The sequence below is a fragment of the Thalassovita sp. genome (genome assembly GCF_965218685.1).
Taxonomy (GTDB): Bacteria; Pseudomonadota; Alphaproteobacteria; order Rhodobacterales; family Rhodobacteraceae; genus Thalassobius.
The window spans coordinates 1691784-1711329 of sequence record NZ_OZ244657.1 but is presented as its reverse complement, the minus strand read 5'-3'; the positions used below and the strand labels follow the sequence as shown (position 1 = coordinate 1711329).

19 protein-coding genes are annotated in these 19546 nt (G+C 61.9%); 7 read left to right on the top strand and 12 right to left on the bottom strand.

Annotation, left to right across the window (positions count from 1 at the left end; all coding sequences use genetic code 11):
- Window positions 1–44: 44 nt before the first annotated feature.
- Window positions 45–2990 carry an isoleucine--tRNA ligase gene (gene ileS / locus ACOQOQ_RS08615; RefSeq protein ID WP_420566582.1) on the bottom strand — a complete coding sequence of 982 codons (2946 nt, stop codon included), beginning with the start codon at window positions 2988–2990 and terminating at the stop codon, window positions 45–47.
- A gap of 258 nt (window positions 2991–3248) precedes the next feature.
- Here ileS and ACOQOQ_RS08610 point away from each other — a divergent pair, with 258 nt between their 5' ends.
- Window positions 3249–3656, top strand: a complete 408-nt coding sequence (locus tag ACOQOQ_RS08610; protein ID WP_420566581.1) for a group III truncated hemoglobin — start codon at window positions 3249–3251, stop codon at window positions 3654–3656.
- Here the strand turns inward: ACOQOQ_RS08610 and pqqE are convergent.
- From pqqE to pqqA, 5 genes are read right to left on the bottom strand one after another with little or no spacing between them, the layout of a single operon-like run.
- Window positions 3653–4747 (bottom strand): pyrroloquinoline quinone biosynthesis protein PqqE, encoded by a 1095-nt coding sequence (pqqE, locus tag ACOQOQ_RS08605; RefSeq protein WP_420566580.1) that lies wholly within the window; start codon window positions 4745–4747, stop codon window positions 3653–3655. The two genes, ACOQOQ_RS08610 and pqqE, sit on opposite strands and share 4 nt — an antisense overlap.
- Window positions 4744–5031, bottom strand: coding sequence for a pyrroloquinoline quinone biosynthesis peptide chaperone PqqD (gene pqqD, locus ACOQOQ_RS08600; protein WP_420566579.1), 288 nt, complete (start codon window positions 5029–5031; stop codon window positions 4744–4746). The genes pqqE and pqqD overlap by 4 nt, the downstream gene beginning before the upstream one ends.
- Window positions 5028–5756, bottom strand: a complete 729-nt coding sequence (pqqC, locus tag ACOQOQ_RS08595) for a pyrroloquinoline-quinone synthase PqqC (RefSeq protein ID WP_420566578.1) — start codon at window positions 5754–5756, stop codon at window positions 5028–5030. The genes pqqD and pqqC overlap by 4 nt, the downstream gene beginning before the upstream one ends.
- Window positions 5753–6640, bottom strand: coding sequence for a pyrroloquinoline quinone biosynthesis protein PqqB (gene pqqB / locus ACOQOQ_RS08590; RefSeq protein ID WP_420566577.1), 888 nt, complete (start codon window positions 6638–6640; stop codon window positions 5753–5755). The genes pqqC and pqqB overlap by 4 nt, the downstream gene beginning before the upstream one ends.
- A 27-nt stretch (window positions 6641–6667) precedes the next feature.
- Window positions 6668–6778, bottom strand: a complete 111-nt coding sequence (gene pqqA, locus ACOQOQ_RS08585) for a pyrroloquinoline quinone precursor peptide PqqA (protein WP_420566576.1) — start codon at window positions 6776–6778, stop codon at window positions 6668–6670.
- 207 nt (window positions 6779–6985) lie between these two features.
- On the opposite strand from pqqA, the gene ACOQOQ_RS08580 reads away from it, so the two are divergent.
- On the top strand, window positions 6986–9010 hold the full coding sequence (locus ACOQOQ_RS08580) for a 4Fe-4S binding protein (protein ID WP_420566575.1): 2025 nt from the start codon (window positions 6986–6988) through the stop codon (window positions 9008–9010).
- A gap of 217 nt (window positions 9011–9227) precedes the next feature.
- Here the strand turns inward: ACOQOQ_RS08580 and ACOQOQ_RS08575 are convergent, their stop codons facing one another.
- From ACOQOQ_RS08575 to pedF, 6 genes are all read right to left on the bottom strand, one after another.
- Window positions 9228–10010, bottom strand: coding sequence for an FAD binding domain-containing protein (locus ACOQOQ_RS08575; RefSeq protein ID WP_420566574.1), 783 nt, complete (start codon window positions 10008–10010; stop codon window positions 9228–9230).
- A gap of 111 nt (window positions 10011–10121) precedes the next feature.
- Complete coding sequence (locus ACOQOQ_RS08570; protein WP_420569750.1) at window positions 10122–12494, bottom strand: xanthine dehydrogenase family protein molybdopterin-binding subunit; 2373 nt, start codon at window positions 12492–12494, stop codon at window positions 10122–10124.
- Window positions 12495–12528: 34 nt separating this feature from the next.
- On the bottom strand, window positions 12529–13014 hold the full coding sequence (locus tag ACOQOQ_RS08565) for a (2Fe-2S)-binding protein (RefSeq protein ID WP_420566573.1): 486 nt from the start codon (window positions 13012–13014) through the stop codon (window positions 12529–12531).
- Between the two features lie 25 nt (window positions 13015–13039).
- A complete protein-coding gene (locus ACOQOQ_RS08560; RefSeq protein WP_420566572.1) occupies window positions 13040–13603 on the bottom strand; it encodes a CoxG family protein in 564 nt (187 codons plus the stop codon).
- Between the two features lie 74 nt (window positions 13604–13677).
- The gene (locus ACOQOQ_RS08555; RefSeq protein WP_420566571.1) at window positions 13678–14580 is read right to left on the bottom strand and encodes a substrate-binding periplasmic protein; all 903 of its coding nucleotides are present in this window, start codon (window positions 14578–14580) and stop codon (window positions 13678–13680) included.
- A gap of 17 nt (window positions 14581–14597) precedes the next feature.
- On the bottom strand, window positions 14598–15275 hold the full coding sequence (pedF, locus tag ACOQOQ_RS08550; RefSeq protein ID WP_420566570.1) for a cytochrome c-550 PedF: 678 nt from the start codon (window positions 15273–15275) through the stop codon (window positions 14598–14600).
- 160 nt (window positions 15276–15435) lie between these two features.
- Between pedF and ACOQOQ_RS08545 the strand changes: the two genes are divergently transcribed.
- Genes ACOQOQ_RS08545 through ACOQOQ_RS08525 form a run of 5 tightly spaced genes read left to right on the top strand, consistent with a single transcriptional unit; the run spans window position 15436 to window position 19529 of the window.
- The gene (locus ACOQOQ_RS08545) at window positions 15436–16602 is read left to right on the top strand and encodes an ABC transporter substrate-binding protein (protein WP_420566569.1); all 1167 of its coding nucleotides are present in this window, start codon (window positions 15436–15438) and stop codon (window positions 16600–16602) included.
- Complete coding sequence (locus ACOQOQ_RS08540; protein ID WP_420566568.1) at window positions 16599–17555, top strand: YVTN family beta-propeller repeat protein; 957 nt, start codon at window positions 16599–16601, stop codon at window positions 17553–17555. The genes ACOQOQ_RS08545 and ACOQOQ_RS08540 overlap by 4 nt, the downstream gene beginning before the upstream one ends.
- 17 nt (window positions 17556–17572) lie before the next feature.
- The gene (locus ACOQOQ_RS08535; protein ID WP_420566567.1) at window positions 17573–18028 is read left to right on the top strand and encodes a hypothetical protein; all 456 of its coding nucleotides are present in this window, start codon (window positions 17573–17575) and stop codon (window positions 18026–18028) included.
- Complete coding sequence (locus ACOQOQ_RS08530) at window positions 18025–18744, top strand: ABC transporter ATP-binding protein (RefSeq protein WP_420566566.1); 720 nt, start codon at window positions 18025–18027, stop codon at window positions 18742–18744. Before ACOQOQ_RS08535 ends, ACOQOQ_RS08530 begins: the two co-directional genes overlap by 4 nt.
- On the top strand, window positions 18741–19529 hold the full coding sequence (locus ACOQOQ_RS08525) for an ABC transporter permease (protein WP_420566565.1): 789 nt from the start codon (window positions 18741–18743) through the stop codon (window positions 19527–19529). Before ACOQOQ_RS08530 ends, ACOQOQ_RS08525 begins: the two co-directional genes overlap by 4 nt.
- Window positions 19530–19546: the final 17 nt, after the last annotated feature.

Here is a 19546-nt window from a genome sequence, read left to right as displayed (position 1 = left end):
CGGCCCCGCCAATCAGCGGGGCCGTCCGTTAGATATCAGGCAACTCAGCCCAGGGCCTCGTCGCAGCGTTTGCAGGTGCCTGCGTGGCCATGAGTGCCCACATCCGGCAGGATTTTCCAGCAGCGCTGACATTTGTCACCCTCGGCTTTTTCGAACACCACACCGACGCCCTCGATCTCGGGCATACGGAAGGCTTCGGCCGGGATCGGATCAGCGGTCAGCGACATGCCCGAGGTGATGCAGATATCGTCGAAAGGCACCGTTTTCAGCGCCTCCAGCATGTCTTCGTTGCGAATATGCACAACCGGCGCGGCCTCAAGCGAGGCACCGATCACCTTGTCCGTCCGCTGGATTTCCAGCGCGGCGGTGACCACGCGGCGGGCGCGACGCACCTCGGCCCATTTCGCGGCCAGAGGCTCGTTCAGCCAATCAGCAGGCGTTTCAGGGATATCCGTCAGGTGGATCGAGCTGTCATCGCCGGGGAACCGCTCCAGCCAGACCTCTTCCATGGTGAAAACCAGAATCGGGGCCAGCCAGCTGGTCAGGCGGTGGAACAGGATGTCCAGCACGGTACGGGCCGCGCGGGCACGGTCCGTATCACCATCGCAATACAGCGCGTCCTTGCGGATGTCGAAATAGAAGGCCGAAAGATCAACGGTGGCAAAGTTGAACACCGCGCTGAACACGCCCTGAAAATCGAACGCCGCATAGCCCGAACGGACCTTGTGATCCAGCTCGGCCAGACGGTGCAGCACCCATTGTTCCAACTCGGGCATGTCCGCAGGGTCAACCCGCTGCGATTCATCGAACTGCGCCAGGCTGCCCAGCATGAACCGCATCGTGTTGCGCAAACGGCGATAGCTGTCGGCGACCCCTTTCAGGATTTCCGGCCCGATCCGCTGGTCAGCGGTATAGTCCGTCTGGGCAACCCACAAACGCAGGATGTCGGCACCGTATTGCTGCACGACCTTTTCCGGCACGATGGTGTTGCCCAAGGATTTGGACATCTTGTTGCCCTTCTCGTCCAGGGTGAACCCGTGCGTGACCACGTTGCGATAGGGCGCGCGGCCCTTGGTGCCGCAAGCTTGCAGCAAGGACGAATGGAACCAACCGCGGTGCTGGTCGGTGCCTTCCATATAGACATCGGCGATGCCGTCTGCGGTGCCGTCTTCACGGTCGCGCAGCACGAAGGCATGGGTCGAGCCACTGTCGAACCACACGTCCAGCACGTCAAAGACCTGTTCCCACTCGTCGGCGTTATAGTCGTTGCCCAGGAACCGTTCCTTGGCGCCGTCGGCGTACCAGCAATCGGCCCCTTCGGCGTCGAAAGCTTCGACGATGCGGGCATTCACAGCCGGATCGCGCAGCAGGAAATCATCCGCCGTCGGCAGAGTGTCCTTCTTGACGAAACAAGTCAGCGGCACGCCCCAGGCGCGTTGACGCGAAAGCACCCAGTCGGGGCGCGTTTCGATCATCGAGAACAGGCGGTTGCGCCCGGTCTGCGGGGTGAATTTCACCAGCTCGTCGATCGAGGTCAGCGCCCGTTCGCGGATCGTTTTGCCATAGGTATCGTCCCCCCCCGCCGGTTTATCGATGGCGGCAAACCACTGCGGCGTGTTGCGGAAGATCACCGGCGCCTTGGAGCGCCAGCTATGCGGATACGAGTGTTTCACCCGGCCACGTGCGATGATTCCACCGGCCTCGACCAGCTTGGCAATCACGGCCGGGTTGGCCTTGTCTTCCTTGCCCTTGTGGTTGAACACGCGCAGCCCGGCAAAGAAGGGCACATGGGGCAGGAATTCGGAATCCTCGCCCACATTGTGGGTCATGCGGTCGATCCAGTTGCGCTTGACGAAGCATTCATAGTCGTCCGCACCGTGGCTGGGTGCGGTATGCACAAAGCCCGTGCCCGCATCATCGGTGACATGGTCGCCGTCGATCATCGGCACGTCGTAATCCCAGAACCCTTCGGCGCCTTCGAGGCCGGCGAAGGGGTGGTTCAGAACCGCGCCCTCAAATTCGGCCACATCCACGCCGCGAACACGGGTGAACTCGGTCACGCGGGATTTAGTCAGCGCGTCCTCGGCCAGAGCATCGGCGAACACATACAGATCACCGGGTTTGGTCCAGCTTTCTTCCTCGGTGGCATCCACGCGATACAGGCCGTAAGCGATCTTCGGATTGTACGCGACGGCCTTGTTCGAGGGGATCGTCCAAGGGGTCGTGGTCCAGATGACCACGCGGGCGCCACTTTCAGCCAAAGGCAATATCGTTTCGCCGGGCTTCACTTCTTTCATCGTTGGTTCAGCACTGCCGAAACCAAACGGCACCCAGATCGTGTGCGACTGGTGGTCGTGGTATTCGATTTCGGCCTCGGCCAGCGCGGTCTTTTCCACCGGCGACCACATCACGGGCTTCGAGCCCTGATACAGCGTGCCGTTCATCAGGAACTTCATGAATTCGTCCGCGATCACCGCTTCGGCATGGAAATCCATCGTCAGATAGGGATCATCCCAGTTGCCGGTGATGCCCAGACGTTTGAATTCCTCGCGCTGGATGTCGACCCATTCATCTGCAAAGGCACGGCATTCCTGACGGAATTCAACGACATCGACGTCGTCCTTGTCTTTGCCCTTGGCGCGGTACTGTTCCTCGATCTTCCATTCGATCGGCAAACCGTGGCAGTCCCAACCGGGGACATAGCGCGCGTCAAAGCCCATCATCTGGTGGGACCGCACGATCATGTCCTTGATCGTCTTGTTCAGCGCGTGGCCGATATGCAGGTGGCCGTTGGCATAGGGGGGGCCGTCATGCAGGGTAAAGGGCTGGCGGCTGCCATCCTTGGCCTTGTCGCGCAGGCGGCCATAGATATCCATGTCCTCCCAGCGTTGCAGCCAGTTAGGCTCGCGTTTGGGCAGACCCGCGCGCATCGGGAAATCGGTTTGCGGCAGGTTCAGAGTTTGCTTGTACTCAGGTGTATCGGCGCACATCGGGGGCGTCCTTCGAATGGTATTGGTCTGTCTGGGTGTTGGGGGGCGGCGCGGTATCCCATACGCCTTGTCCCGGCGGCTCAAGGTATCAGAGCGCCGGGCTGCTAATTCGAATAATGATCGCGGTCAGATGCATCATGGCCCGCGTTATAAGCCTGTGGCGCTGGGGCGTCCATAGGGGAATGCGCGGCGCTTTGGCATCTGGTAGGCTGGCATCGTGGGCCCTAAGCACTTGGGGCAGCCTGGATGGAGACAGAATTGACCGCAAACCTTGCCAAATTCGACATCACGCGGGACGAGATCGCCCGCGTTGTGCATGCGTTCTATGCCTTGGTGCGCCAGCATCCGGGGCTGGGGCCGGTCTTTGCCGCGCATGTCACGGATTGGGACAGCCATGAAGAGAAGATCATCCGCTTTTGGGCCAACGCGATTCTGAACGAACGCGACTATGACGGCAATCCGCTGGCCGTCCACCGCAAGGCCGGAAATGTCCGTCCCGGCATGTTTGATCCATGGCTGGGTCTGTTTGATCTGACCCTGCGCCTGGAGCTGCGCCCCGATCAGGCCGCAGCCTGGTCAGAGCTGGCTCATCGTATTGGCCGATCCCTGCGCGCGGGCGTGGTGGAAAAGGTGCACGGCGCGGACGGGGTGCCCCGGCTGTTCTAAGCGCCCCGCGCGGGCATCCGGCGATAGTTGAACTCGGTCTGATCGCCCTGCATGGCGGCTTCCAACAATTCCTGAACGCGCCCATGATGCGGAGACTTGCCGCAAACCGGATCAACGGCGCTGGCATCCCCGGCAATCATCAGGGCCTGACACCGACAACCACCAAAGTCGATCTCTTTTCGGTCACAGGATTTGCAGGTGTCCGGCATCCAGGCATCGCCGCGATAGGCGTTGAAAGCCGGGCTGTCGTACCAGATTTCGGCCAGAGGTTTGTCGGCGACGTTGTCAAATTCCAGATGCGGGATCAGCTGCGCCGCGTGGCACGGCAGAACGCTGCCATCGGGTGCGATGTTCAGCCCCGCGCTGCCCCAACCGCCCATGCAGGCCTTGGGATAATCGGCATAGTAATCGGGCGGGACAAAGTCGAAGGCCAGCACGCCCTGCAGCCGTTCCGCAGCTTCGGCAACCTTCTGTTTCGTCGCCTCCGTCTGTTCGCGGGTCGGCAGCAACATGCCGCGGTTTTCCGTCGCCCAGCCGTGGAACTGAACGCAGGCGACCTCCAGCCGACGCGCGCCCAGATCAACGGCCATCTCGATCGTGCGGTCCAGATCATCCAGGTTATGGCGATGCATCACAGCGTTCAGCGTAAGGGGAATGCCGCGTTGTTTCAGCTCTTCGGCGACCTTCAGCTTGCGGTCAAACCCGCCCTTGTAGCCGCCAATCCAATCGGCCAGATCAGCCGTCGTGCCCTGCATGGACAGCTGTACGTGGTCCAGCCCGGCGGCCTCGAGCGCGTCCAGCCGTTTCGGGGTCAGACCGATGCCGCTGGTGATCAGGTTGGTATAAAGCCCGGCCTGATGCGCGGCCTGCGTGAGATCCACCAAATCAGGACGCGAGGCAGGTTCGCCACCCGACAAATGCAGTTGAAGCACACCCATATCCGCCGCCTGACGGAAGGCATCGGCCCAGGTTTCGGTGTCCAGTTCGGAGTCTTTTGTCAGCAGTTCCGTGGGATTGGAGCAATAAGGGCAGGCAAGCGGGCAGCGATGCGTCAGCTCGGCCAGCATGGCGATGGGCGGCGGTGTTGTCATGGGTGCACCCTTAGGAAAACCCGCGCGCGCAGGGCTTGCAGGAACTGCTGCACGTCACCCGCGATCTGTTCACGTGGGGCCTGAAACGTGGCGGCCAGGTCATTGACGATCTCGTCCAGCGTGTCCGCCCCGTTGACGCGGCTCAGGATCGCCTCGCCGATCATGTCCAGCGCCACGGCTTTTTCCGGGGCCAGCAAGACCGTCTGATCGCGCACACGGTCCCGTGCCAACCGCACACCGCGCGGCAGATAGGGGCGTTCGTGTGGCGCGATCTTCAGGCTCATAGCATTCCCTCTCCGGGTTGCCAGGCGCCCGGCGGAATGCGGCCGGGTTCGACGTAAGCCCCCCACAGCGCATCCAGCTGCGCCCAAAGCACGTCGGTTTTGAAGATCAGCGCCTCGCAGGCCATGTCCTCTTTTTCAGGGGTGTCGGCATGGGTCAGCACCCAGTCGAGACCATAGGCTACGTCCTTGGGGGCCTCGGTCAGGCGTTTGCGGAAATAGGACAGGGATTCGGTGTTGGCAAAGTCGTAATGTTCCAGCAGGCCTTCGATCCGGCGTTCGTGGATTTTCGGCGCGAACAATTCCGTGAGGGACGACGCGACCGCCTGCAACAGCGGCATATCCCGGACATAGCGAATATAGGCATCCACGGCGAATTGCGTCGCTGGCAGCACCCCGCGCCCCGAGGCCACATAGTCAGGGTCCAGCCCCACGGCCTCGGCCAGTTTCAACCAGCGACGGATGCCGCCGCCTTCGGTGATGCCACCATCATGATCCTCGATCCGCGAGCGCCATTCGCGGCGGACCGACGGATCATAGACACGGGACATGAACGCCGCGTCCTTCATCGGGATCGCCGCCTGGTAAGCCCAGCGGTTGATCACCCAGGCGCGGACCTCGTCCGGGGTGCATTCACCGCCATGCAGGCGGTGGTGGAACGGATGTTTGTCGTGGTAACGCTCGGCGCCAATGGCGCGCAGGCGTTTTTCCAGGCTATCGCGGCTCATACTTCGGTCTCCTGTCCGTCTGCCGCGATCTGCCAGCCGTTCCCGGTGACAAAGGCCCGCTGAGGGCTGTCCGGTTGCCAGATCGGATTGGTATTGTTGATGTGGATGAAGGTCTTAGCGGCCTTCAGCCCCTCCAGTCGCGCGATTGACCCGTCAGGCCCGCTGATCGGTATATGGCCCATGCGGCGGCCGGTTTTGACGCCGGTGCCGGTGCGGATCATCTCGTCATCGTCCCAAAGCGTACCGTCAAAGAACAGCTGATCTGCATCCGCGATCTGGCCCAATAGCTTTTCTGTCACTGTGGCGCAGCCGGGGATGTAGTAAGCGGTTTTCGTGCCGTCCTGCAGGCGGACGCCGACGGTCTGCTCGCCTTCAAGATCAGTCTGGACCTCTTTGCCTTCCATGAACAGGGGCACTTTGCCAGGTACAGCGAACAGGGTGGCGGTCAGCCCCGGCAGGATCTGGAACGGTTGATCCAAGGCGATGGTTTCGCGCGGCACTACATCCCGGTTCACCGCGTCGAATATGGCGTTGTCCGCCAAAACCTTGTGAATCTCGCCCGTGGCGAACACCGTGAACGGCGTCTGTTCGCGCAGGCTTAGCAGGCCCGCAATGTGGTCGATGTCTCCGTTGGTCAGCAGGACCGAACCCACGGGTGTATCGCGCAAGGAACGCGGATGCATCCGAGGGCTGGCCTGCATCTGCTGGCGGATATCGGGCGACGCGTTCAGCACAGCCCACGTTTGCCCGTCCACGGAAACCGCCAGAGATGATTGCCCTGAGGCCGGGATGCGCCCGGCCCTGGCGTCATTACAGTTCGGGCAGCCGCAATTCCATTGCGGCAACCCTCCGCCGGCAGCGGCGCCCAATACCAAGAACTTCATGACAGGCTCCGCTTTCCGGTTGGTGTCTTAGAACAGGTCGGGCTCGTGGCCGCGGCCGCCTTCATCCTCGGACGGGGCGTACATGTTGATTTCCATGCCGCAGTTCACTTCTTTGATCTTGGGTGTTGTCCAGGCCATTCGATTCTCCTCCGCTGGCGGGTTTATTGCCCTGTCAGACTAGTTCGCGCGCCCTACCGCCGAAACTATACAATGGTCGTAAGACCCCAAACCCCTTGACGTGTGCCTTGGCCCCTATCCGACCAATGTCGAATATCCCCGCGACGGACCTGTTCCTAGCCTCGGCCCATGCGCGCTTTGATACTGACCCTATTCGTAGGCATCCTGATGCTGTTCGCCTCCCGCCCAAGCGGGGCCGAGCCGCTGTCCCCACAGGCCTTGGCCGAGATGATCATGCCGCCCTTTTCCCTGGGCGAGCCTCTGAACGATAAGGGCGTCTACAGCCTGCTGAATTCAGGCGGGGCCGAGGCGGGCTATGTCTTTGAAACCGCACCACTTGCCCCTCTGCCCGGCTTTTCAGGTGCAACGATCAACATGCTGGTCGTGCTGGACCTTGAAGGCACTATCCTGGATGTGCGGATGATCGAGCATAACGAGCCGATCTTCGTCTCGGGTCTTGGGGACGCGCCGTTTCACAAGTTTCTGGAACAATACCGCGGGCTGTCCATCGCCTCGTCCATCGTAGTTGGCACGCCCTACGGTGATGCAGGCAGCGGCGGCTCTTTGGTCTATCTGGACGGGGTGACCAAGGCCACGGCCAGCGTCCGGATCGCGCATGAATCCATTCTGGGCGCTGCACTGGCCGTGGCGCGTGAAAAGATGCAGGGGCTGGCCTCGGGGCCGCCTGCCCATCCCGATCCAACCGTGGATGAAGACCTAAGCTGGGACGATCTGGTCGCCCAGGGCATCGTCACCCACAAGCGCGTCACCAATGCCGAATTGGACGCGCTTTTTGCCGGAACCCTGTGGGAAGATGACGACCCCGAGGCCCGCGATTACCCGGACGAGGCCTATCTGGATCTGTGGGTTGTAGATATCGGCCCGCGTTCCGTGGCGCGCGCGGTTCTGACCCCCGCAGGTCTGGCCGAGCTTGAGCAGTTCCTGACCATCTCCCCCGATGACGAGCCAATCCTTGTGATCGAAACCGCCCGGCATGGCCTTGTCAGCGCCGATTTCGTCCGCAACACCGCGCCCGATCTGCTTAGTGCGTCGCAAAACGGGCTGCCAGTGGCCTTGCGAGATTCAGACCTGTTGATTGATCTTGTGCCCGACGCGCCCGACGGCACCGCGCTGATCCTCCGTACCGACAGGCGTCTGGGCTTTGATCCTGCCTCGAAGTGGGAATTGCACCTCAGCGCCACCCGCGCGCATGGGATCTTTCAGCCACAGATCGGCACGCAAACCATCACCATTCCCCATCAGGCGCCCGAAAGGTTTTATGCCCGTCCGCACGTGCCCAAACCCGCACCCCCGTGGCTTGAGGCTCTGCGCAGCCGCCAAACCGACATGATCGTGCTTGGCGTGCTTCTGGTCGGGATGCTTGCCGCGCTGCTGCTGCGTCAAAGCCAGATGGCAGGCCGCCGTGTGCTGACACCCGTGCGTCTGGCCACGCTGGCGATTGTTCTGGGCTTTGTGGGCTGGTGGGGTCAGGGGCAGCTGTCCATCGTCACCGTCCTGGGCACCCTGCGCACCGCGCTCGAGGGCGGCAGCTTTGCCTTCCTGCTGTATGATCCGTTCTCGCTGGCCGTTTGGGCGGCGGCGATCGTGGGCTTTGTCCTCTGGGGGCGCGGGCTGTTTTGTGGCTGGCTGTGCCCGTTCGGTGCCTTGCAGGAATTCGCCCACCATCTGGGCCGTCTGCTGCGCCTTCCGCAGATCCGTTTGTCCAAACGCTGGGACGGTGCCCTGAAAAAGGTGAAGTACGTCGTGCTGGCCGGACTGATCGGCGTCACCTTCCTGGTCCCCGACCAGATCGACAAGGCGGCCGAGGTTGAGCCCTTCAAAACCGCCATCACCACCTATTTTGTCCGCGAATGGTACTATGTCGCCTATGCCGCGTTCTGGCTGTTGTCAGCCACGGTTCTGTTCAAGGGCTTCTGCCGCTATGTCTGCCCTCTGGGCGCCGTTATGGCGATCGGAGGTCTGATCCGAGGCCGGGACTGGATCGCCCGCCGGTCCGAATGCGGCTCGCCCTGCCAGCTGTGCCGGGTCAAATGCCAGTACCAGGCGATCACCCCCAAGGGCGACATCCAGTATTCCGAGTGTTTCCAATGCCTTGACTGCGTCTCGATCCACGATGACGCCACCCGCTGCGTCCCCCTGATCATCGCCGCCCGCCGCGCAGAAAAGGTCTGAACCGCCCTTTTCTGAAGCGGCAGTAGCCGGGCCGGGCATTAACGGATACCAACCCCGGAGTTGCGCTCTGCCATGTCATCTGGACGCGGACGCTTCCGCCGTTTGCTGTCGGTTTTGACAGCCTGAATGTTCACGGCCATTTCACCACGTTTCACATCAAAAAAGGCCCCCTGACTTTGGGGGCCTTTTGTTTTGGGGTTTATGTTTGGTTGTTGTCTCAGCAGGCCTCGACGGCGCGTTTGGTGAGAACCTTTGCGATGTGGGCGCGGTAGGCGCCGGTGCCGTGCATGTCGGTGATCATGTCATCGGCTGGCAACGACAGGCCTTCAATCGCAGCGGGGCTGAAGTTGGCCGACAGCGCTTCTTCGGCCTCGGACCAGCGGAACACGCCGTCATTGCCGGCCCCGGTCACGGCCACGCGCACGCCGCCAGCATATTTGGCCACGAAGACGCCGCACAGCGCAAAGCGCGAGGCGGGTTGCTCGAACTTCTGATAGCTGGCCGCCTGCGGGATCGGGAAGCGGACGGCGGTGATGATCTCGCCCTCCTCCAGCGCGGTGCCGAACATGCCGTCAAAATAATCATCCGCCGCGATCTCGCGCGCGGATGTCACAACCGTCGCCCCCGAGGCCAGCACCGCCGAAGGATAACACGCCGCCGGGTCATTATTGGCGACCGAGCCACCGATGGTGCCGCGATTGCGCACCGCCGGATCGCCGATCCCGCCCGCCAGCGCCGCCAGCGCAGGGTAATCCCCCGCACCCGCAGCCACGGCGGCATGGGTGGTCGCGCCGCCCACGGTCAGGGTGCCGCCCGCGGACGTCACCCCCTGCATCTCGGCAATGCCCGACAGGCTGACCAGGGACGTGGGCATCGCCAAGCGCTGCTTCATCGTTGGCAGCAGGGTCTGACCGCCGCCCAGGGGCTGGGCATCCTCTGATTTCAGGGCCTCCACGGCCTCGCCCACCGACGCAGGCTTCACGAAGTCGAAGTTATACATCTCTTTTCTCCTCCCAAAACGTCAGGGGCCGCGCCCCATTCCGCTTCTTTGTTCCATAAATACTCATGTCCCGGCCGCGCGGCACGCGCCACGCCGCCGGGGAAAAGAGCCTCAGCCCTGCTGCATCGCTTCCCAGACCCGCGCGGGGCTGACAGGCATGTCGATATGATCCACGTTGTAACCACCGCGCTGCAGCGCATCGATCACCGCGTTGACCACCGCAGGCGGGCTGCCGATAGCCCCCGCCTCGCCGCAGCCTTTCACACCAAGCGGGTTGTGCGTGCAGGGCGTCTGGCAGGAATGATCCACGTCATAGAACGGCACATCCGACGCGCGCGGCATGGCGTAATCCATGAAGGACCCGGTCAGAAGCTGGCCGTTTTCATCGTAGACGGTGTTCTCCAGCATGGCCTGGCCGATACCTTGCGCAACACCGCCATGGACTTGTCCGGCCACGATCATCGGATTGATCACGTTGCCAAAGTCATCCGCCGCGGTGAAGCCCAGGATCTCAACCTTGCCGGTATCGGGGTCCACCTCGACCTCGCAGACATAGGCACCCGAGGGATAGGTGAAGTTCGACGGATCGTAAAATGCCGTCTCCTCCAGCCCCGGCTCCAGGTTCTCCAGCGGGTAGTTATGCGGCACGTAAGCGGCCAGGGTCACATCGCCCCAGGCCACGGATTTATCGGTGCCCGCCACGCTGAACTGGCCATCCTTCAGCTCGATATCCGCCTCCGAGGCCTCCAGCAGGTGGGCCGCGATGGTCTTGGCCTTGTTGATGATCTTCTCGGTCGCGCGGACCATGGCGCTGCCGCCCACCGCGATGGACCGGGACCCGTAAGTACCCATGCCCATCGGCGTTTTGGAGGTATCGCCATGCACGATGTCGATCTGGCTGACATCAATGCCGATCATTTCCGACACGACCTGCGCAAAGGTCGTCTCGTGCCCCTGACCGTGGCTGTGAGAGCCGGTAAAGACGCTGATGGATCCGGTCGCATTCACCCGCACGGTGGCAGATTCATACAGGCCCGCACGCGCGCCCAGCTGACCCACAAGGTTCGACGGCGCGATGCCGCAAGCCTCGATGAAGTGCGCCAGGCCATAGCCGCGCAGCTTGCCGCGCGCTTTGCTTTCCGCCGCCCGCGCCTCAAAGTTCGCATAGTCGGTCATCTCCAGCGCCTTATCCAGCGTCGCGTGGTAGTTGCCGGTGTCATAGGTCACCGCCACGGGCGTGTCATAGGGGAACTGCTCGGGCTTGATGAAGTTCAGACGCCGCAGCTCGGCCGGGTCCATCCCGATCTCGCGCGCGGCCTTGTCCACCACACGCTCCAGCTGGAAGGTCGCCTCGGGGCGGCCCGCGCCGCGATAGGCATCCACCGGCACCGTGTTGGTAAACACCGCCTTCACGTTCACATAGATCAGCGGCGTGGTGTAATTCCCCGCCATCAGCGTGCCATGCAGCCAGGTCGGGATCGAGGGCGCAAAGGTCGACAGATAGGCGCCCATATTGGCATAGGTGTCGGTGCGCACGGCGGTGAACTTGTAATCCTTGTCCATCGCCAGTTCGATCTTGGTCACGTGATCGCGCCCATGAGCGTCCGAGATGAAGGCCTCGGACCGGCTGCAGGTCCATTTGACCGGACGGTTGATCACCTTCGAGGCATGGGTCACAAAGGCCTCTTCGGCATAGTGATAGATCTTGGACCCAAAGCCGCCGCCCACATCCGGGGCCACGACGCGCAGCTTATGTTCCGGAATGGACAGCACAAAGGCCCCCATCAGCAGCCGGATCACATGCGGGTTCTGGCTGGTGGTATAGAGCGTGTATTCGTCGTTCGCGCGGGAATAATCGCCCACCGCCACGCGCGGCTCCATCGGGTTGGGGACCAGGCGGTTATTGACCAGCTCCAGCGTGGTGACGTGATGCGCGTTCTTGATCGCCTCGTCCACGGCCTCGCGGTTCTCTTCGACAAAACCCCAGTCATAACAGAGGTTTGACGTCAGATCGTCATGCACCTTGGTGGCGCCGTCCTTCAGCGCATCCTTCATGTTCAGGACCGGTTCCAGCTCTTCGATGTCCAGCTCGATCGCCTCGGCCGCATCGCGCGCCTGTTCCAGCGTTTCGGCCACCACCACAGCAATCGGATCGCCCACGTGGCGCACCTTGCCCTCGGCCAGGATCGGGTGCTTGGGTTCCTGCATGGGCTCGCCATGCCGGTCCGTCACCTGCCAGCCGCACGGAATGCCGCCCGCCGCCTCAAAGTCAGCCGAGGTGAAGATCTTCACCACGCCCTCCATCGCCTCAGCCGCGGCCGTGTCGATGCTGTTGATCTTGCCATGCGCCACTTCCGAGCGCAAAAAATACGCATGCGTCTGGCCGTTGATATTGATGTCGTCGGTGTAATTGCCCGCTCCGGTCAAGAAGCGGATATCCTCGCGGCGTTTCGTGCTGTCGCCGATGCCACCTTCTCTGGGCATGTCCTTGGGCATGTCATTTCCTCCCTGAAATGTCTTATTCGGCCGCCACGGCGCCAACGTCCTGACCGGACGCCGCCATGATCGCCTTGACGATGTTGTGATACCCGGTGCAGCGGCAGATATTGCCCTCAAGGTAATCGCGGATCTCGCCCTCGGTCGGCTGGGGGTTCTCTTTCAGAAGGGCCGCCGCAGACATCACCATGCCCGGCGTGCAAAACCCGCACTGAAGACCGTGATGATCCTGAAACGCCTGCTGGATCGCGTTCAGCGTCCCGTCAGGCGCCGCCTGACCCTCGATCGTCGAGACCTCGGCACCATCCGCCTCGGCCGCCAAAATCGTGCACGCCTTAACTGCAACACCATCAACATGCACAACACAGGCTCCGCACTGAGACGTGTCACAACCAACATGCGTCCCAGTCAAACCCAATCCATCCCGCAAAAAATCAACCAACAACGTACGGCCCTCAACACTGCCGCGACGTGTCGTGCCATTCACGACCATAGTTATTTCACTCATTGTATCCTCCCTGATGCAAATTCTGTTAGCCGCCGAACAACCGTTTCAGCAGGCCCTTTTTCTTGGGGGCCGCTTCCTGGGTGGCCTCTTGGACCACTTCGGCAACCGCTTCGGCCACGGCCGCGGCGGGTGTTTCTTCTGCGGGGGCGTCGCCCTCGACCGCGCCCTGGAACCGTTCAAAGAACTGGTCGGCCATCTTTTTGGCAAAACTGTCGATGATGCGGCTGCCCAGCTGGGCCAGCTTGCCGCCGACTTTGGCATCGACCTCGTAGGACAGCAGGGTACCTGCGCCGTTGTCGGCCAGATGCACCTTGGCACCGCCCTTGGCAAAGCCGGCAGCGCCACCCTTGCCTTCACCGGTTAAGGTCAGGCTTTCGCCCTCGACAATGTCCGAGAGGGTCACCGCCCCCTTGAAGGTAGCCTTCACCGGGCCGACCTTTTGCACGACCGTGGCCTCGAACCCGTCAGCGGGCGAGCCGGTCATTTCCTGGCAGCCCGGTACGCATTCCTTCAGCACGTCGGCTGACAAAAGCGCGGTCCACACATCGGCGCGGGGGGCTGCGATCTCTTTAGTATCCTTCAGTTCCATAGCGGGTCTCCATCGTCTCTGACTTCTATCAGGCAGCGGAAATGGATTTTGCGCTATTCGACCAAAGGCGTAGATCAGCGAAGTTCGGGCGCTGACAGGCTTATACCAAAGTCCGAGAATATGCGGGCCATCCGGCCATCCTGCAGAGCAGCGAAAATCGCGTCATCCACCGCATAGGCCAGCGGACGATACGAGAAATGCACGCCCACGCCGATGGTCCATTTGCCCTTGGCAAAGCCCGGCAGGGGCGGTGTGTGCACAGCCGTTTCAGGGGTCAGGCCGAATTCAAGCTGCGCCAGCGTGCCCATCGCGGCCTTGCTGTCGCCGCGCGCCAGGGCCCCCATCGCCTGCGCAGGAGAGGCATAGCGTTGAACGTGCTGGCCAAGCTGCCCACCCGGAAAGGCGGACAGGTAGAAATCGGCGATCGAGTCATTTTCGACCGCGACACTGTCAAAACGGAAATAAGCAGGGATGGGCGGATCGTCGGGATAGGCGTCCTTGCGATAGGCGATCGCGATTTCCTCGACATGGTATTGCCCGGTAAAGACCACCTGTTCGACCCGGCAGGCGAAATCGCTGTCATAGGGGACATGCAACATCACGTTGGCGACCGAGCCCCCCACAATGGGGCCCTTCCACAGCCAGTTGCGCAGGTCTGCATCCAGGGTTTCGCCCGCGGCGACCAGTTTGAACCGCGCCTCGACCCCCAGATCAGCGGCGATCAGGCGGCCGATCTCGATATCCACGCCAGTGATCTTACCGTTCTCTTCATAGGACCAAGGGGGGAAATCCTCGTAAGCAGCGAAGGTGATAAACCCACGCTGCTGAATCGTGTCCAGATCCTGCCCCACGATATCACGCGAGGCATTCTGGGGTTTGAGTTGGGGCACATGATCAGCGCATCTGGCCAGGGATGGGGTTCCGGCCAGGAGGGTCAGACAAAGCCCGAGCCCGAGGGAGAGGAGTGGCTTGATCATGTGCCCCTTTCTTCCGCCTAATGTGCTGCGGAAAGTCCGATTGTCAGTGCCTCGGCGGCGGCCAGATAATCGGGGCTATCGCCCGCGATCAGCTTGGCAGCGCGATAAGCGACGCTGTCCGCCAGCGGCGCACCCGAGCCGGTTTCGATCTGCTCGGCGATGCCTTGCAGCTCGGCCAGCAGCGCGTCACGGTCACCCGAGGCGCCCGCACCCATGCCTTGCAGCTCGTCACGGATCGCTTTCAGGCGGTCCGAGAATTCGTCCAGCTCGCCGTCATCCGGACGGGTTTCGATATAGGTCCGGATGGCCCAGGCCGCTTTTTGGCCCAGCAGCTCGCCAAAAGCGGGCATCTTGGTGATTCCGTTCTGAGTATAGCCGGTGCGGAACCGTTCGACATACCATTCATCGCCGAATTCCTCGGCCTCAAGATAGCGCAGGTCGGGGGCCAAGCCACCGGACACAGCACCCAGACCGTGGCAGCGTGCACAGTTCTGGTTATAGCCACTGTCACCGATTTCGACTGCGGCGCCCCAGACCTCGTCGCCTTGCGAGCGATAGGGGTTTTCGGTCAGCCACTCTTCGCCCACGTCGGGCAGGGCATCGGTGTTCATCGGCTGCGGCGCCACATCACCATGGGCATGGGCCATCGAAGCCGACAGAATCAGACCAAGTGCGGTCAGCTTAAGGGTTTTCATCGGGGTCATCCTCCCGTTCGTTTTGCGTCTGCAGCATAGATACTCGTCAATGATGCGACGTGGATATTCGACCTTGGTTTAACCTCGGGGCAAAGCGCGACCTTGGTCTAATGGTCCGCCAACCGGCGTTTGGCTACCTTTGACTCACTTGGGAGGACACATGAAAGCGCCACTGTTTTTGTCCGCTGCCATTTGGGCGGCTTCAACGCTTTCGGCTACCGCCGAACTGGCGTTGGACATGGTTTATTTGCGTTTGGAACAGGATCGCCCACCGGTTCTGTCGAACCTTGACCCAATCCCCGAGGATCTGGGAATCAAGGGCGCAACCCTGGCGGTGTCCGACAGCTTGACCACCGGAAAATTCCTGGGACATTCATATGAGTTAGACGTGATCTCGGTCCCTGTTGGGGGCGACATTCTTTCGGCTGCGAAAACCGCGTTCGACGCGTCCAAGCTGGTCCTTCTGGACATGCCTGGCGCGCAGATGCAGCAGGTGGCAGACCTGCCCGGCGCGCAGGACGCGATCTTGTTCAACGTTACCGATCCGGCCTCGGATCTGCGGGATAAGGGGTGCCGCGCCAACCTGTTGCACACCCTGCCCAGCCAGGCGATGCGGGCCGATGCGCTGATGCAATTCGTGACCAAGAAACGCTGGACCAAACTGGCGATGATTGTTGGTGAACACCCTTCGGACGTGGCCTTTGCAAACGCGCTGGACCGCAGCGCGCGGAAATTCGGACAGAAGATCAAGGCGCAGAAAACCTGGGCCTTTGACGCCGATATGCGTCGCAATGCAGCGCAAGAGGTGCCGCTGTTCACGCAGGATTTCGGTGACTATGATTTGCTGCTGATCGCGGACGAGCTGAACGATTTCGGCCGCTACATCCCCTTCAATACATGGCGCCCGCGCCCGGTGGCGGGCTCGGTCAATCTGGTGCCCGTGGCTTGGGACCGGGTGGTTGAACAATGGGGCGCGGTGCAGATGCAGAACCGTTTCCGCGAGCTTGCGGGCCGGGACATGCGCCCCGTGGACTATGCCGCCTGGGCCGCCGTCCGCTCGATCTCCGAGGCCGCGACGCGCACAAAATCCGATGATGCCGCCCGCCTGCGCGCCTATATCCTGTCGGACGACTTCCAACTGGCCGGTTTCAAAGGCCGGCCTCTGTCCTATCGCGGCTGGAACGGCCAGCTGCGCCAGACGATCCCCCTTGTCAGCGGCGGCGCGATGGTCGCGCAGGCTCCGCTTGAGGGGTTCCTGCATCAACGCACCGAACTGGACACGCTGGGGCTGGACCGCCCCGAAAGCAAATGCGAGGCCTTCGAATGAAACGCTATCTTCTCCCCCTTCTGCTGGCAGGTGCCCTGCCCGCCACGGCCGAGGAAATCTGGGTCACCAATGAAAAGGACGACACGGTCAGCGTGATCGACGTCGCTACGCTGGAGGTGATCCGCACCATCCCCACGGGCGAACGCCCGCGCGGAGTGACCTTTTCCAAGGATTATTCGCGGGTCTATATCTGCGCCAGTGACAGCGACACGGTGCAAGTGATGGACCCAGACACGGGGGAAATCCTGCACAACCTGCCCTCGGGCGAGGATCCGGAACAATTCGTGCTGCATCCCAACGACCGGCACCTGTATATCGCGAACGAAGATGACGCGATCACCACCGTTGTGGACACCGAAACCCGCAGCGTGATCGCCCAGATCGACGTGGGCATCGAACCCGAGGGCATGGCCGTCAGCCCAGATGGCAAGATCGCCATTACCACCTCGGAAACCACCAACATGGCGCATTGGATCGACACGGAATCGCAGCAGCTGTTCGCCAACACGCTGGTCGACGCCCGCCCCCGCCACGCTGAATTCGTGAAACATGGCCAGGAACTGTGGGTCAGCGCGGAAATCGGCGGCACCATTAGTGTCTTCGACGTCGCGACACAGGCCGAAAAGGCCAAGATACGCTTTGAGGTCAAAGGCGTGCACCCCGACCGTGTGCAGCCCGTTGGCTTTGAACTGACGGGCGATGAAAAAACCGCCTTTGTTGCCCTTGGGCCCTCGAACCACGTGGCCGTGGTGAATGCCGACACCTACCAGGTCGAGGATTACATCCTGGTCGGTCGCCGCGTCTGGCACATGGCCTTTAACACCGACAAATCGCTGCTGTTCACCACGAACGGCGTGTCCGGGGATGTCACGGTGATCGACGTCGCCAAACGCAAACCCATCAAAACCATCAAGGTCGGCCGCTTCCCCTGGGGCGCGGCGCTGCGACCGTAAAATTTGGGAGTATTCTCATGCGTATTTCTGCAATCGTGACCGTAATGGCCGCCCTGGCCCTGCCCACTGGTGCGATGGCCGGTGACGACGATGATGACGACATGAAGTTCGGCATGGCCGGCATTCTGTCCGCCAAGAACAAAGAGGACCTGCCCCCCATTATCCTGTCCGCCGGAATGCCTTTGACCGACGCGCCTTGGGTGCTGAAATCGGGCACTTACTACGAATTCGAAATCCAGGGCGACGGCAGCCAGGAACTGGCGCTGGTCGGACCCGAATTCTTCCGGGCGATCTGGGTGGATGAGATCGTTGTCGAGGGGCTGGAGATTCGCCCCTTGGGCGTAGATTCCGTGGAATTCGACGAGGCCGGCGAGATGGAGATAGGATTTGTCGCGATCAAACCCGGCAGCTACTATCTGAAGGTGCCCGGCTCGACCGGGGAAACCCAACGGCTGGAGATCACCATTAAGTGACGGGACTTAGCGCGCAGGATGTCCGCTTTGCATACGGGCCGAAACTGGCTTTGAAGGGGGTCAGTTTCAGCGTCCAACCGGGCGAGTTCTGCGCGCTTCTGGGGCCGAACGGGGCAGGCAAATCCACTCTGATGGGCCTGCTTACACGGCTGTTTACCACATCTGATGGCACAATCACCGTCGCGGGCCACGACATCGCTCGCGAACCCCGCAAGGCGCTGGCGGAAATCGGCGTCGTGTTCCAGCAGACCACACTGGATCTGGACCTGACGGTCCACCGCAACCTCAGTTATTTCGCCGCTCTGCACGGTCTTTCTGGGCGCGACGCGCGCAAACGGATCGACGCTGCGCTGGAACGTCTGGGCATGGCCGAGCGCGCCCATGAACGTGCGCGCGATCTGAACGGAGGCCACCGCCGACGCACAGAAATCGCCCGCGCCCTGATCCATTCGCCCAGCGTTTTGCTGCTGGACGAACCCACCGTGGGGCTGGACGCCGAGGCACGGCGCAGCATCACCGACCACGTCCATGATCTGGCCAATGACCAAAATCTGACCGTCCTGTGGACCACCCACCTGACGGACGAGGTGCGCGATGCGGATCGGCTGATCGTGCTGCATCAAGGCGAGATTCTGGCCGACGGGCATTGCGGCGCTCTTAGGGGACAACGGGCATTGGCCGACTATTTCCTGACGCTGACGGGGGCCGACGCATGAGCTGGCTGATCGCCCTGCGCGCCATCCTGATCCGCGAGGCTTTGCGGTTCACCCGCCAACGCGGCCGGTTTATCGCCGCGCTGGTACGTCCGCTGGTCTGGCTTGTCGTCTTCGCCGCCGGGTTCCGAGCCGCCCTGGGCCTGTCGATCACCCCGCCGTACGAGACCTATATCACCTATGACATCTACATCGTCCCCGGCCTGTGCGGGATGATCGTGCTGTTCAACGGGATGCAAAGCAGCCTGAGCCTTGTCTATGATCGCGAGATGGGCTCGATGCGGCTGCTGCTGACCAGCCCCCTGCCGCGATGGTGGTTGCTGATGTGCCGCCTGATCTCCTCGACCGTTATTTCATGCTTTCAGGTCTATACCTTCCTTGTCATCGCCGCGATTTACGGCATCACCTTTCCGCCCATGGGCTATGTGCTTGTGCTGCCCGCACTTCTGATCGCCGGAGTGATGCTGGGCGCGCTGGGGCTGGCACTCAGTTCAACCATCTCGCAGCTAGAGAATTTCGCAGGCGTGATGAACTTTGTCATCTTCCCGATGTTTTTCCTGTCCTCGGCCCTGTACCCGCTGTGGAAAATGGCCGAAAGCTCGGAGATCCTGCATGATATCTGCGCGGTGAACCCCTTTACCCACGCGGTCGAGCTGATCCGCTTTGCTCTGTACGGCCAGCTTAACCTGCCCGCGCTTGGCTGGACCTGCCTGGCGGGCGTGGTCCTGATCGCGCTGGCACTGTGGGGCTATGATCCGGCGCGCGGGTTGCTGCGCCGCAAATCCTGACGCCTACGACCAAGGTC